Below are 13646 nucleotides of genomic sequence, written 5' to 3' on the forward strand. Positions count from 1 at the left end.
AATGCCATGAGCGAGCGCCCTCTTGTACTTCCGTTCGACCCCGCCGGGATCGTGCTCGACCGCCGCCGGGGCTTGAGCCAGCAGCTCTACCAGGCATTGCGTGCGCGGGTGCTGGACGGGCGCCTGAGCAGTGGCACGCGGCTGCCGGCCAGCCGCGATCTGGCCAACATCCTGGCGCTGTCGCGCAATAGCGTAGTCCGTGCCTACGACCAGCTTTATGCCGAGGGCTACATCGAAAGCCGGGTAGGGGATGGCACTTATGTGAGCCGCCAGGCAAAACTATCCACACAACTATCCACAGGGTTATCCCGGGGTTTATCAACAGGTTTATCCACATTTTCAGCGGAAAATACTGAGGATTTATCCAGCAACACGCTGTCCAGCGAGCCGTTGGAGCGTCTGAAAAGTAACCACTTGCCGCTGCCAAGAAGCGGCGCGCCGCGCGCTTTTCGCGTGGGCATCCCGGCCTTCGACCTGTTCCCGTTCGACGTCTGGGCCAAGCTGCAAGCGGGTTTCTGGCGAAACCCCGAGCCTGCGCAGCTGGGCTACGGTGACCCGGCCGGCGAGTGGACGCTGCGTGAGTTGATCGCCGCTTACCTGCGCCGCTCCCGGGGGCTCTCGTGCACCGCTGAACAAATTGTGATCACCAGTGGCGCACAGCAGGCCATCAGCCTTTGTGCACAGTTGCTGCTGCAGCCGGGCGACACCGTGGCTGTGGAAAACCCAGGCTATCGGGCGGCAGGGCATACCTTCGCCGTGGCCGGTGGCAAGGTGACGGGCATCGCGGTGGATGAGGAAGGCATGGATTGCCGGCGCCTGGAGCAGTTGCAGGACTGCCGGCTGGCTTACGTGACGCCCGCTCACCAGTACCCCACCGGGGTGACCATGAGCCTGGCCCGGCGCCTGGCGCTGCTGGCCTGGGCCGAGCGCGGCGATGGCTGGATCATCGAGGACGACTACGACGGCGAGTACCGCTACAGCGGCGCACCGCTGGCCCCGTTGGCGGCGCTGGACCGCCAGGGGCGGGTGCTGTACGTGGGCACCTTCGGCAAGATCGCTTTCCCGGCGCTGCGCCTTGGCTACCTGGTGCTGCCGGCGCGGCTGGTGCAGGCCTTCAGCCAGGGCAGGGCGCTGGCGATGCGCCATTCCGAGGTGGGTACCCAGTGCGTGATGGCCGAGTTCATGGCCCAGGGGCACTTCCAGCGGCATATCCGCCGCATGCGCCGGGCGGCGTTGAGCCGGCGCAATGTGCTCAAGGCCGGTTGGCCTGTGGATGTGCCGGGGCTGGCGGGGATGCCGGAGGTGGCGGCGGGGCTGCATGTGAAGGTGGATGTGGATAACTTTGCCCGCGAGCAGGAGCTGGTGGCCAAAGCGGACGCGGTGGGGGTGGAGGTGAATCCGCTGAGTGGTTACTGGCTGGAGGACAGCGAGGTGCCTGTGGATAAGCGTGCGGGGCTGGTGCTGGGGTTTGCGGCGGTGCCGGAGGGGGAGATTGCCGAGGCGTTGATGCGTTTGCGCAAGGCCTGGCGGTAGGAGCGGCCTTGTGTCGCGAAAGGGCCGCAAGGCGGCCCCAGATCTGCGGTTCTGCTGGTATTTCTGGGGCTGCCATGCAGCCCTTTCGCGACACAAGGCCGCTCCTACAGGGTTCGCAGGACTCTGTAATGGAGCAGCCTTCAGCAGGTATCAGGTCCCGGACTTGATCTTGGTCCAGGCCCGCGTGCGCGCCCGCTCTGCCTCACGCGACAAGGGCTTGAGCGTGTACAGCTTGGCCATCGCCTCGGCCGTCGGATACAGGTTGGGGTTGTTGCGAATCGCCGGGCTGACCTTGTCGGTCGCGTCCTTGTTCGGGTTCGGGTACCCGACAAAGTCACTGATCGGCGCAATCACCTCCGGCCTCAGCAGGTAGTTGATGAAGGCGTGCGCATCCTCCGGGTTGGCTGCCCCCTTCGGAATCGCCAGCATGTCGAACCAGATCGGCGCGCCTTCCTTGGGCAGGCGCATGTCCACCACCACGCCATTCTTCGCATCCCGTGCCCGGTTGGCGGCCTGGGAGAAACTGCCGGAATAGCCGACGGCGACGCAGATGTCGCCGTTGGCGATGTCGGCCATGTACTTGGAGGAGTGGAAGTAGGTGACGTGCGGGCGAATCTTCAGCAGCAGCGCTTCGGCCTTCTTGTAGTCGTCCGGCTTGTCGCTGTTCGGGTCCAGGCCCAGGTACTTCAAGGCCAGCGGCAGGATCTCCGACGGCGAGTCGAGCAGCGCCACGCCGCATTGCTTGAGCTTGGCGATGTTCTCTTCCTTGAAGATCAGGTCCCAGCTGTCCACCGGCGCGTTGGCGCCGAGCACGGCCTTGACCTTGTCCGGGTTGAAGCCGATCAGCACGGTGCCGTACATGTAGGGCACGGCGAACTTGTTGCCCGGGTCGTTGGCCTCGATCAGCTTCATCAGCGCCGGGTCCAGGTGCTGCCAGTTCGGCAGCTTGCTGCGGTCCAGCGGCTGGAAGACCCCAGCCTCGATCTGCTTGGCGAGGAACACGTTGGACGGCACCACCACGTCATAGCCGGAGTTGCCGGTCAGCAGCTTGGCTTCCAGGGCCTCGTTGGTGTCGAAGATGTCGTAGACCAGCTTGACCCCACTGTCTTTCTGGAAGTCACTCAAGGTCTGCGGCGTGATGTAGTCGAACCAGTTGTACACCCGCAGGGTGCGCTGTTCGGCCTGGGCCTGGAAGGCGCCGGTGAACAGGGTGGCAGCGATGAACGGGGCGAGCAGACGCTTGAGTCGGACCATTTACCGGGCTCCTGGCTGGGCACGCTGGAAACCTTCCAGCACGTTGACTGCGTTGATACCGATTTCTTCCACAGCGTAGCCACCTTCCATCACGAACAAGGTCGGCTTGCCGAGTTGTGCGATGCGCTTGCCCATTTCCAGGTAGTCCGGGCTGTCCAGCTTGAACTGGGAGATCGGGTCGTCCTTGAAGGTGTCCACGCCCAGCGAAATCACCAGCACATCGGCGTCGTAGGCAGCGATACGCTGGCAGGCGTCTTCCAGGGCGGCGCTCCAGGCGGCCCAGTCACTGCCGGCGGGCAGCGGGTAGTTGATGTTGCAACCAGCACCTGCGCCTTCGCCGGTTTCGTCGGCATAACCGAGGAAGAACGGGAATTCGGCCTGCGGGTCGCCGTGGATCGAGGCGAAGAACACGTCGCTGCGCGCGTAGAAGATGTCCTGGGTGCCGTTGCCGTGGTGGTAGTCGACATCGAGGATGGCCACTTTGCCGCGGCCCTGGTCGAGGAACGCCTGGGCGGCGATGGCCGCGTTGTTCAGGTAGCAGTAGCCGCCCATGACTTCGCCGGCGGCGTGGTGCCCTGGCGGGCGGCAAAGGGCGAAGGCCGAATGCGCGCCTTGCTGGATTGCGGCCTGGGCGGTCAGCGCCACTTGCGCGGCGCTGTAGGCGGCTTGCCAGGTGCCGGCGGTGATCGGCGCGCCGGCGTCGAAGCTGTAGTAGCCCAGCTCGCCGTGCAGGCCGGTCGGCTTGACCTGGCGCAGGGTGCGTGCCGGCCAGGTGAAGGGCAGCAGGTCGCCTTCGTGGCCCAGCGCAGCCCAGCGGCCCCAGGCGCCCTGGAAGAAGTCGAGGTAGTCGGCGCTGTGGATGCGCTGGATGGGTGCGCGGCCGAAATCGGTCGGGCCTTGAACGTCGCCGAGGTTGCGCTTTTTCACCTGCTCGAGCACATGGTCGGCGCGCGAAGGCATTTCGAAGCAAGGCATCAGCTTGCCGTCGATCAGCTCGCAGCGGCCGTGGTGCAGGCGGTGGTCATCGGAATAGATTGTCAGCATTGTTGTTCTCCGGGGGTACAGGCGTGGGCCCATTCTCGTGGGCGGCCCGCAGGGGGAGAACGACGCAAACGGCCAAAAGGGGATCGATGTGGCCAAGGTCGCTGGCCTGTGCCGGCCCTGTCGCCGGCAGGCCGGCTCCCACAAGGCCCGGTGCGCTCTCTGTAGGGCTACGGTCAGCCGCGAAAATGGCTGGGCGCTACACCACTCCAACGCTGGAACGCATGCCGAAAACTGGCGGTTTCGCTGAAACCCAAGGTCTCGGCAATCCGGTAGATCGGCATCTGCTCATCGGCCAGCAACTGCTTGGCCCGTTCGAAGCGCAGCTCATCGAGCAGCTGCTGGTAACTGCTGCCCAGCGCCTGCAAATGCCGGCGCAAGGTGCGCGAGGAGCAGTTCATCTGCCGCGCCAGGCCTTCGAGCCCCGGCGCCGCATCCAGTTGCTGCAGCAACAGCTGGCGGATTCGCCCCAGCCACGCCTGGCGCCCGGTGAACTCCAGGTTCAGCCGCCGGCAGCGTTCGCTCATGGCCTTGTGGGTGATCGGGTCGGCCAATGGCAACGGGGTGTCGAGCCAGCGCCGCTCGAAGGCGAAGGCGTTGTCTTCGTCGGCGAAGCTCAGCGGGCAGTGGAATGCCCGGGTATAGAGCGCGTGGTAGCCGGGCCGGGCATGTTCGAAGCGGGCGCCGAGCAATGGCAGCGGGCGGCCGAGCAGGTCGTCGCAGATGACTTTCAGCGACACCAGGCAGAACTCGGCATTGAAAGCGGCCAGCGCCGGGCTGTCGTGGTAGTCGCTGGCGCTGAACCAGACCCGCTGGCCATCGTCGATCAGGCGCAGCTGGAAGACTGTTCCCAGCAGTGCCGGATACTGCAGCGCCAGGCGCAGGGCGTCACCCAAAGTGGCACTGGAGAGCAGCGCGTAACCGAGCATGCCGTAGCACGACACATGCATGCGCCGGCCCAGTTCCAGGCCGATGTCCTCGCGCCGCGCCACGGCATTGGCACACACCTGCAGCTCCTGCTGGGTGGTGATGCGCGCATCGGCATGCCCCAGGTCCGCCGGGCCTATGCCGCTGCCGGCGAGCAACGCCGTGGCCTCGCAACCGTCTTCCTGGAACAGGTTGAGGATCAGCGAAACCGCATTCAGGGTGGTCAGGTGGCTATGCAGCATGCTCGGTAATCCCGTTTGGCTGGGAGGCATTATGGAGCAAGTTGTGTGCCGGGCTGCGGCAGACGAAAAAAAGGGCCCGAAGCGTGCGCTCGGGCCCTTGAAAGGTTGAGAGGTGTCTAGTCCCTCGACCTGGTGAGACTGTTTGCAGCGGCCGGGTTACGCCTTCAGCGGAACCAGACGTGGAGCGATCATGTTTTCCGGACGCAGGATGTCGTTGAGCATCTCTTCATCCAGCAGCTTCTCTTCGCGCACCAGTTCCAGCACGCCGCGGCCTGTTTCCAGGGCTACACGGGCGATACGGGTGGCGTTTTCGTAGCCGATGTACGGGTTCAGGGCGGTGACCAGGCCGATCGAGTGCTCGACCAGTTCACGGCAGCGCTGTTCGTTGGCGGTGATGCCGACGATGCAGTGCTCGCGCAGCATGTCCATGGCGCGTTGCAGCAGGCGGATCGAGTCGAAGATCTTGTAGGCGATCAGCGGTTCCATCACGTTCAGCTGCAGCTGGCCACCTTCGGCGGCGACGGTCAGGGCCAGGTCGTTGCCCATGATGGCGAAGGCCACCTGGTTGACCGCTTCCGGGATAACCGGGTTGACCTTGCCTGGCATGATCGAGCTGCCTGGCTGACGCGCCGGCAGGTTGATCTCGTTGATGCCGGTGCGCGGGCCGCTGGACAGCAGGCGCAAGTCGTTGCAGATCTTCGACAGCTTGACCGCAGTGCGCTTGAGCATGCCGGAGAACAGCACGAAGGCGCCCATGTCGGAGGTGGCTTCGATCAGGTCGGCAGCCGGTACCAGCGGCTGGCCGCTGATGGTGGCCAGGCGCTGTACGGCCAGGGCCTGGTAGCCCGGGTCGGCGTTGATGCCGGTGCCGATGGCGGTGCCGCCCAGGTTGATTTCGGTCAGCAGTTCCGGAGCCAGCGAGCGCAGGCGCTGCAGGTCTTCGGTCATGGTGGTGGCGAAGGCGCGGAATTCCTGGCCCAGGGTCATCGGCACGGCGTCCTGCAGCTGGGTACGGCCCATCTTCAGTACGTGGTCGAATTCCTTGCCCTTGGCAGCGAAGGCCTGGATCAGGCTGTCGAGGCTGGCCAGCAGGGCGTCGTGGCCCAGCAGCAGGCCCAGGCGGATGGCGGTCGGGTAGGCGTCGTTGGTCGACTGGGCCATGTTCACATCGTTGTTCGGGTGCAGGTACTGGTACTCACCCTTCTGGTGGCCCATGGCCTCCAGCGCGATGTTGGCGATGACTTCGTTGGCGTTCATGTTGGTGGAAGTACCAGCACCGCCTTGGATCATGTCCACCACGAACTGCTCGTGGTAGTCGCCCTTGATCAGTCGTGCGCAGGCTGCGCTGATCGCGGCGTGCTTGGCATCGCTCAGGTGCCCCAGCTCACGGTTGGCGTCAGCAGCTGCCTGCTTGACCATCGCCAGGCCGACTACCAGTTTCGGGTAGTGCGACAGCGGAACACCGGAGAGGTGGAAGTTGTTGGCAGCGCGCAGGGTCTGGATGCCGTAGTAGGCATCGGCAGGGACTTCAAGGGTACCAAGCAGATCTTTTTCGACGCGGAACGATGCAGCGGAGGACATGATGGATATCATCTCGATTTTGACCCGGCACCTGCCGGAATGGCGCCAATCCTAGGCCTGAAGGGGATTTTGCGGCCAATGCTGTTGCACGCTAACCTATGCACAAACGGCATAGTGTTTCGTGTGACGCCAATTGACAATCGAGCGTGTTCCATTTTGGTGCATGCCGGGAGACTCGCTTCATGAACCTTGAAAGCAAGTGGCTGGAAGACTTGAGCGCCCTCGCCGCGACCCGCAGTTTTTCCCAGGCGGCGGAGCGCCGTTTCGTCACCCAGCCGGCCTTCAGCCGGCGTATTCGCAGCCTCGAAGCAGCCCTTGGCCTGACCCTGGTGAATCGTTCCCGCACCCCGATTGAATTGACCGAGGCCGGGCAGCTGTTTCTGGTCACCGCGCGCACCGTGGTCGACCAGCTGGGCGAGGTGCTGCGCCATCTTCATCACCTTGAAGGCGGGCAGGGCGAGGTGGTCCAGGTGGCCGCCGCGCACTCCCTGGCTTCGGGCTTTTTCCCACGTTGGGTTGCGCAATTGCGCAACGATGGCCTGAACATCGCCACCCGCCTGGTTGCGACTAACGTCGGAGATGCGGTGCATGCCTTGCGCGAAGGTGGCTGCGACTTGATGCTGGCGTTCTACGACCCGGATGCCGCGCTGCAGATGGATGCCGAGATCTTCCCCTGGCTGCACATGGGCAATACCGAAATGCTGCCGGTGTGCGCGGTGGGGGCCGATGGCAAGCCACTGTTCGACCTCGAAGGCGACAGCAGCGTGCCGCTGCTGGCCTACAGCGCCGGCGCCTTCCTCGGCCGCTCGGTCAACCTGCTGCTGCGCCAGCGCAGCCTGCGCTACACCACTGTCTATGAAACGGCCATGGCCGACAGCCTCAAGAGCATGGCGCTGGAAGGCATGGGCATTGCCTGGGTGCCGCAGCTCTCGATGCGCGGCGAGCTGGAGCGGGGCGAGCTGGCCATCTGCGGCGGCAGCCAATGGCACGTGCCGCTGGAGATCCGCCTGTACCGCTGCGCCCTGGTGCGCAAGGCCAACGTGAGGCTGTTGTGGCGCAAGCTCGAAGGGGGCGCCGCGGTTGACCCAAAAGTCAGCCAAAGCCCCGAAAAATAAGGCCGACAGTTGGTCGCCAGGGGTGCCAGCAACGGCCTTGGTTACGCTATACTGCGCGGCCTTTCGACCGGACAGCTCCGGTCCGGATCAGCAAACAAGCCACGCCGGTCGTCCCGCGTGGCTTGTTGTTTTTTGACGCGCCTGCGGGCGCAACAAGCGAAGAGGCTCGACGATGAGTGCACTGGTTGGCGTGATCATGGGCTCCAAGTCCGATTGGTCCACCCTTAGCCACACCGCCGATATGCTGGAAAAACTCGGCATTCCCTACGAAGTGAAGGTGGTTTCCGCCCACCGCACCCCGGACTTGCTGTTCCAGTACGCCGAAGAGGCAGAAGGGCGTGGCATCGAGGTGATCATTGCCGGTGCCGGTGGCGCTGCCCACCTGCCAGGCATGTGCGCCGCCAAGACCCACCTGCCGGTGCTGGGCGTGCCGGTGCAGTCGTCGATGCTGTCGGGTGTCGACTCGCTGCTGTCGATCGTGCAGATGCCGGCCGGTGTGCCGGTCGCCACGCTGGCCATCGGCCGCGCCGGTGCGGTCAATGCTGCCCTGCTGTCGGCGAGCATCCTCGGCGCCAAGTACCCGCAGTACCACGCCGCGCTCAAGCAATTCCGCACGGAACAGACCGACACCGTGCTGGACAACCCAGATCCACGCCAGGCTTGAGGCCCAACCCATGAAGATCGGTGTAATCGGTGGCGGCCAGCTGGGCCGCATGCTGGCCTTGGCGGGCACTCCGCTGGGCATGAACTTCGCCTTCCTCGACCCGGCACCGGATGCCTGTGCCGCGCCCCTGGGTGAACACCTGCGGGCCGACTACAGCGACCAGGACCACCTGCGCCAGCTGGCCGACGAAGTCGACCTGGTGACCTTCGAGTTCGAAAGCGTCCCGGCCGAAACCGTGGCCTTCCTTTCGCAGTTCGTCCCGGTCTATCCCAGTGCCGAGGCGCTGCGCATCGCCCGCGACCGCCTGTTCGAAAAGAGCATGTTCCGCGACCTGCGTATCCCGACCCCGGCCTTCGCCGACATCCTCTCGCAACAGGACCTGGATGCCGCGGTCGCCAGCATCGGCCTGCCAGCCGTGCTCAAGACCCGCACCCTGGGTTACGACGGCAAGGGCCAGAAGGTGCTGCGCACCCCTGACGATGTGCTGGGTACCTTCGCCGAGCTGGGCAGCGTGCCTTGCCTGCTCGAAGGCTTCGTGCCCTTCACCGGCGAAGTGTCGCTGGTGGCGGTGCGTGCCCGCGATGGCGAAACCCGCTTCTACCCGCTGGTGCACAACACCCACGAAAGCGGCATCCTGCGCCTGTCGGTGGCCAGCGAGGCGCACCCGCTGCAGGCGCTGGCCGAAGACTACGTCGGCCGTGTGCTCAAGCAGCTGGACTACGTGGGCGTGATGGCTTTCGAGTTCTTCGAAGTCGACGGTGGCCTGAAGGCCAACGAAATCGCCCCGCGCGTGCACAACTCCGGGCACTGGACCATCGAAGGCGCCGAGTGCAGCCAGTTCGAGAACCACCTGCGCGCCGTTGCCGGCCTGCCGCTGGGCTCGACCGCCAAGGTCGGCGAGAGCGCGATGCTCAACTTCATCGGTGAAGTGCCGGCGGTGGACAAGGTCGTCGCCATCGACGACTGCCACCTGCACCACTACGGCAAGGCCTTCAAGGTCGGGCGCAAGGTCGGCCACGCCACCCTGCGTTGCCAGGACATGGCCACCCTGCAGGCCAAGATCGCCGAAGTAGAGGCGTTGATCAGCAACTGATCGAACTTCTCCAGGCGCCTTGCCCTCTGAACATGGCAACAAGCCAAAGCGCTGACTAGGCTTTGGCTTGTTCCATTTTCACTGCAGAGGGAATGCCATGGGCATCATTGGAACCATCTTCATCGGCCTCATCGTTGGCCTGCTGGCCCGCTTCATCAAGCCGGGCGACGACAGCATGGGCTGGATCATGACCATCCTCCTGGGTATCGCCGGCTCCCTGCTCGCCACTTATGGCGGCCAGGCACTGGGCATCTACCAGGCAGGCCAGGCCGCAGGCTTCTTCGGTGCGCTGGTGGGTGCCGTGGTGCTGCTGGTGATCTACGGATTCATCAAGAAACGCTGATTAGTGGTTAGAATGCCCGGCAATTCATCCGAGTTGCCGAGCATTTTCATGCGTGCGTTTTTCCTCCTCCCCTTGCTGCTTGCCAGCACCCTGGCCCATGCCGAGCTGCCTGAAACCGACTGGCTGGAGCTGATGCCCAAGTCGGACCAGAAGGCCCTGGAGCAGATGCCGGAGATCGACCACAACTCCCCCGAAGCCATGGGCACCTTCACCGACAAGGGCGGCCTCAAGCAGAGCAAAGGCCTGCCGGCGGTGATGTATTCGACCAAGACCGTGGCCAGCATGAATGGCAAGGCCATCCGCCTGGGCGGCTACCCGGTGCCGCTGGAGAGCGACGCCAAGGGCAACAGCACGCTGTTCTTCCTGGTGCCGTACCCGGGCGCCTGCATCCACGTGCCGCCACCGCCGCCGAACCAGCTGGTGCTGGTGCGTTACCCCAAGGGGCTGAAGATCGACGATATCTACACGCCGCTGTGGGTCAGCGGGACGTTGAAGGTTGAGAAGGTCAGCAATGACCTGGCCGATGCGGCCTATGCGCTGGATGCGGGGAAGGTGAGGGTGGTGGAGGATGCTGACCTGTAGGGGCATTGCGCTGGCCCGATCGCCGGCAAGCCGGCTCCCACAGGTACACCACAGCGCTCAAGAACAGTGGCGTACTTGTGGGAGCCGGCTTGCCGGCGATCGGGTCGGTAGAAAAATCAGATCACTTCACTGCCAATAATGACCTTGAGCACACTGCTCGCCCCAGGTCGCAACTCCACCACATCATCCCAGACATTCGCCGTCTCGATGCACAGCATGCGCTGCCAGCCATCGTCGGCCATGTCCGCCAGCTCCTTGGCCCGTTCGGTCCATGGGTTCCAGATCACCGCCGAACGCGAGCCGCTGCTGGCCAGGGTGATGCGCCGGTTCCAGTGCGGGTCGACGATGCTCAGCGTGGGTGGGGTATCCAGGTAGATGCGGTCGGTTTCCCCGGCAAAGCCCAGTGCGCCCTCTTGCTGGCGCTGCTTCCAGTCGGCCAGGGTCTCGATGTAGCTCAGCCCTTCGACGCCTTCGACCCGCGCCTGGCGCACGTCGCTGACGGCAAAGTAGCTGTGCAGGGCCTGGCTGATGGTCACCGGCGTATTGCCGCGGTTGTGGCTGGTGAGGCTCAGTTCGAGTGCGTCGCCCAACACCACGCGCAGCTTCAGCTCGACATCGTGCGGCCAGCCCGGCAGCTCCCCCTGGGCCTCGGGCAGGCCGAATTCGATGCGCAGTTCACTGCCCGCTTCTTCGATGCCCAGCAACTGCCAGTCACGCGTGCGCGCCAGCCCGTGGGCCGGGGCCTGCTCGGCGTGATACATGGCTTGCACCGCTTGCGGGTTGCGCTGCAGGTTGCCGAACCAGGGCCAGCACACCGGCACGCCGGCGCGCACCGACTTGCCTTGGCGGAAGATCGCCTGGTCGCTCAGCCACAGCAGCGGTGGCTCGCCAACACGCTGGTAGCTGAGGATCTGCGCACCCTGCTGGGCGATCAGTAGTTCGGCGTGGTCGCTGCTGATGCGCCAGCAGTTGAGTTCGCCGTGTTGCTCGGTTTCGACCTTGAAGCTAGCCATTGCGCTGTTCTCATTGATTGCCTGTGGGCCTTCGACCCGGTGGCCTGCAATGAGTTTAACGCCCGCATGGCTCAGCGACGAGGCACCGAGCGGGTGCGGCCACTGCCGTCGATGGCGACGAACACGAAGACGGCCTCGGTGACCTTGCGCCATTCGCTGGACAGCGGGTCGTCGCTCCACACTTCCACCATCATCTGGATCGAGCTGCGGCCGATCTCCAGGGTCTGGGTATAGAAGGACAGTTGCGCGCCCACGGCCACCGGCACCAGGAACGCCATGCGGTCGATGGCCACCGTGGCCACTCGGCCACCGGCGACGCGGCTGGCCATGGCCGTGCCGGCCAGGTCCATCTGGGCAACCAGCCAGCCGCCGAAGATATCGCCGAAACCATTGGTTTCGCGTGGCAGTGCGGTGATCTGCAAGGCCAGGTCGCCTTGCGGGATGGGGTCTTCTTGTTCGAGTTCGATCATGCGGTGGGGCCTCTGACCCGTGACGCTTTCGTTGGTGTGGCGAGGGAAAACGAACCTGCGCAAAACAGACTACGCCGATATCGCTTCGCTGGACGGCCATAGGGAAACTCTGCGAAACCGTCTGACATCAAGACCGGCGTTTTCGCACAACATCCCAAGCTGGCGGCAACCTTTTCCTACGAACGGCCAGTATATATAGCCAAACGGCCAGCGACGACCGCGCATTCATGAATATCTGTATGGATTTTGTATCGCTTTCGGCGTGGCTCGGCAATTTGCTATCTTCGCCTGTCCGCCCAATCCAGAAGCCGCGTTGCAAGCGGCCTGCATGACCTACAAGAGAACAACCAGCGATGACTTCCGTGCCGAGCAGTATCGAGCAGCCCTCGCGGCCGCTGACCCGCAGTGACTACAAAACCCTCTCACTGTCCGCCCTGGGCGGAGCGCTGGAGTTCTACGACTTCATCATCTTCGTGTTCTTCGCCACCGTGGTCGGCAAGTTGTTCTTCCCCGCCGACATGCCCGAATGGCTACGCCTGATGCAGACCTTCGGCATTTTCGCCGCCGGCTACCTGGCGCGGCCGCTGGGCGGCATCGTCATGGCCCACTTCGGCGACCTGCTGGGGCGCAAGAAGATGTTCACCCTGAGCATCTTCATGATGGCCTTGCCAACCCTGATCATGGGCCTGCTGCCGACCTATGCGCAGATCGGCATGTGGGCGCCGATCCTGTTGCTGCTGATGCGCGTGATCCAGGGCGCGGCCATCGGCGGTGAAGTGCCAGGTGCCTGGGTATTCGTCTCCGAGCACGTTCCGGCGCGCAACACCGGCTATGCCTGCGGCACCCTGACTGCCGGCCTGACCGCAGGCATCCTGCTGGGCTCGCTGGTGGCGACGCTGATCAACAGCGTCTACACCCCCGAAGAAGTGGCTGACTACGCCTGGCGCGTGCCGTTCCTGCTGGGCGGGGTGTTCGGGCTGTTTGCCGTGTACCTGCGCCGCTGGCTGCACGAAACCCCGGTGTTCGCCGAGATGCAGCAGCGCAAGGCGCTGGCCGAGGAGCTGCCGCTGCGCGCGGTGCTGCGCGATCACCGTGGCCCGATCATCCTGTCGATGCTGCTGACCTGGCTGCTGTCGGCAGGCATCGTGGTGATCATCCTGATGACCCCGGCGCTGCTGCAGAGCATCTACCACATCAGCCCGACCGACTCGCTCAAGGCCAACAGCCTGGCCATCGTGCTGCTCAGCCTGGGCTGCGTCGCCTCGGGCAGCCTGGCCGATCGCTTTGGCGCCGGGCGGGTGTTCGTCATCGGCAGCCTGATGCTGCTGGTGAGTTCCTGGACCTTCTACCACAGCCTGGCCACGCACCCGGAGCTGCTGTTCCCGCTGTACGCCGTGACCGGCCTGTGCGTGGGCGTGATCGGTGCGGTGCCTTACGTGATGGTCAAGGCGTTCCCGCCGGTGGTGCGTTTCACCGGGCTGTCGTTCTCCTACAACATGGCTTACGCGATCTTTGGCGGTTTGACGCCGATGGTGGTGACGGCGCTGCTCAAGGTCAGCCCGATGGCACCGGCCTATTACGTGGCCGGCCTGTGCGCCGTCGGTCTGATCGTTGGCCTCTATCTGCTCGCCAACAAACGCTAAGGCGCAGGCCTTGCTGGCCTCATCGCCGGCAAGCCGGCTCCCACAGGATTGCCGCAGACCTTGTGGGAGCCGGCTTGCCGGCGACTGCGCAGCACACCTCTGCAACATTTTGAAAGGCCATCCTGGGTTTCCAGTGATGGCCTTT

13 protein-coding genes are annotated in these 13646 nt (G+C 64.5%); 7 read left to right on the top strand and 6 right to left on the bottom strand.

Translation table 11 applies throughout. The features are described from left to right. Positions 1–6: 6 nt before the first annotated feature. Positions 7–1533, top strand: coding sequence for a PLP-dependent aminotransferase family protein (locus ACIPG5_RS09170; RefSeq protein WP_401374466.1), 1527 nt, complete (start codon positions 7–9; stop codon positions 1531–1533). Positions 1534–1683: 150 nt separating this feature from the next. Here the strand turns inward: ACIPG5_RS09170 and ACIPG5_RS09175 are convergent, their stop codons facing one another. The 4 genes from ACIPG5_RS09175 to aspA all read right to left on the bottom strand — a co-directional run bounded on the left by ACIPG5_RS09175 (position 1684) and on the right by aspA (position 6578). Next, positions 1684–2787, bottom strand: a complete 1104-nt coding sequence (locus tag ACIPG5_RS09175; RefSeq protein WP_236237601.1) for a polyamine ABC transporter substrate-binding protein — start codon at positions 2785–2787, stop codon at positions 1684–1686. Then, entirely contained in the window at positions 2788–3831 is a 1044-nt protein-coding gene (locus tag ACIPG5_RS09180; RefSeq protein ID WP_176517935.1) for a histone deacetylase family protein, read from the bottom strand. A 173-nt stretch (positions 3832–4004) separates the two neighbouring features. Beyond that, a complete protein-coding gene (locus tag ACIPG5_RS09185) occupies positions 4005–4997 on the bottom strand; it encodes an AraC family transcriptional regulator (protein ID WP_176517936.1) in 993 nt (330 codons plus the stop codon). 156 nt (positions 4998–5153) lie between these two features. Continuing rightward, complete coding sequence (gene aspA, locus ACIPG5_RS09190; RefSeq protein WP_176517937.1) at positions 5154–6578, bottom strand: aspartate ammonia-lyase; 1425 nt, start codon at positions 6576–6578, stop codon at positions 5154–5156. 182 nt (positions 6579–6760) lie between these two features. Between aspA and ACIPG5_RS09195 the strand changes: the two genes are divergently transcribed. The 5 genes from ACIPG5_RS09195 (at position 6761) to ACIPG5_RS09215 (ending at position 10375) form a co-directional block, all read left to right on the top strand. Next, a complete protein-coding gene (locus ACIPG5_RS09195; RefSeq protein ID WP_401374470.1) occupies positions 6761–7693 on the top strand; it encodes a LysR substrate-binding domain-containing protein in 933 nt (310 codons plus the stop codon). A 172-nt stretch (positions 7694–7865) separates the two neighbouring features. After that, on the top strand, positions 7866–8357 hold the full coding sequence (gene purE, locus ACIPG5_RS09200) for a 5-(carboxyamino)imidazole ribonucleotide mutase (protein ID WP_003253304.1): 492 nt from the start codon (positions 7866–7868) through the stop codon (positions 8355–8357). Positions 8358–8367: 10 nt separating this feature from the next. Further along, the gene (locus ACIPG5_RS09205; RefSeq protein ID WP_401374473.1) at positions 8368–9450 is read left to right on the top strand and encodes a 5-(carboxyamino)imidazole ribonucleotide synthase; all 1083 of its coding nucleotides are present in this window, start codon (positions 8368–8370) and stop codon (positions 9448–9450) included. 97 nt (positions 9451–9547) lie between these two features. Next, positions 9548–9793 (top strand): GlsB/YeaQ/YmgE family stress response membrane protein, encoded by a 246-nt coding sequence (locus tag ACIPG5_RS09210; protein WP_010955824.1) that lies wholly within the window; start codon positions 9548–9550, stop codon positions 9791–9793. A gap of 12 nt (positions 9794–9805) precedes the next feature. Then, complete coding sequence (locus ACIPG5_RS09215; RefSeq protein WP_286913627.1) at positions 9806–10375, top strand: DUF3299 domain-containing protein; 570 nt, start codon at positions 9806–9808, stop codon at positions 10373–10375. Between the two features lie 116 nt (positions 10376–10491). Here the strand turns inward: ACIPG5_RS09215 and ACIPG5_RS09220 are convergent, their stop codons facing one another. Both ACIPG5_RS09220 and ACIPG5_RS09225 read right to left on the bottom strand, forming a co-directional pair. Further along, entirely contained in the window at positions 10492–11388 is an 897-nt protein-coding gene (locus ACIPG5_RS09220) for a D-hexose-6-phosphate mutarotase (RefSeq protein ID WP_401374476.1), read from the bottom strand. A gap of 71 nt (positions 11389–11459) precedes the next feature. Next, entirely contained in the window at positions 11460–11858 is a 399-nt protein-coding gene (locus tag ACIPG5_RS09225; RefSeq protein WP_003253317.1) for an acyl-CoA thioesterase, read from the bottom strand. Positions 11859–12211: 353 nt separating this feature from the next. Here ACIPG5_RS09225 and ACIPG5_RS09230 point away from each other — a divergent pair, with 353 nt between their 5' ends. Next, complete coding sequence (locus tag ACIPG5_RS09230) at positions 12212–13501, top strand: MFS transporter (protein WP_176517942.1); 1290 nt, start codon at positions 12212–12214, stop codon at positions 13499–13501. Positions 13502–13646 lie beyond the last annotated feature (145 nt).

This window comes from Pseudomonas sp. NPDC087029, assembly GCF_044745345.1.
Lineage (GTDB): Bacteria > Pseudomonadota > Gammaproteobacteria > Pseudomonadales > Pseudomonadaceae > Aquipseudomonas > Aquipseudomonas faucium.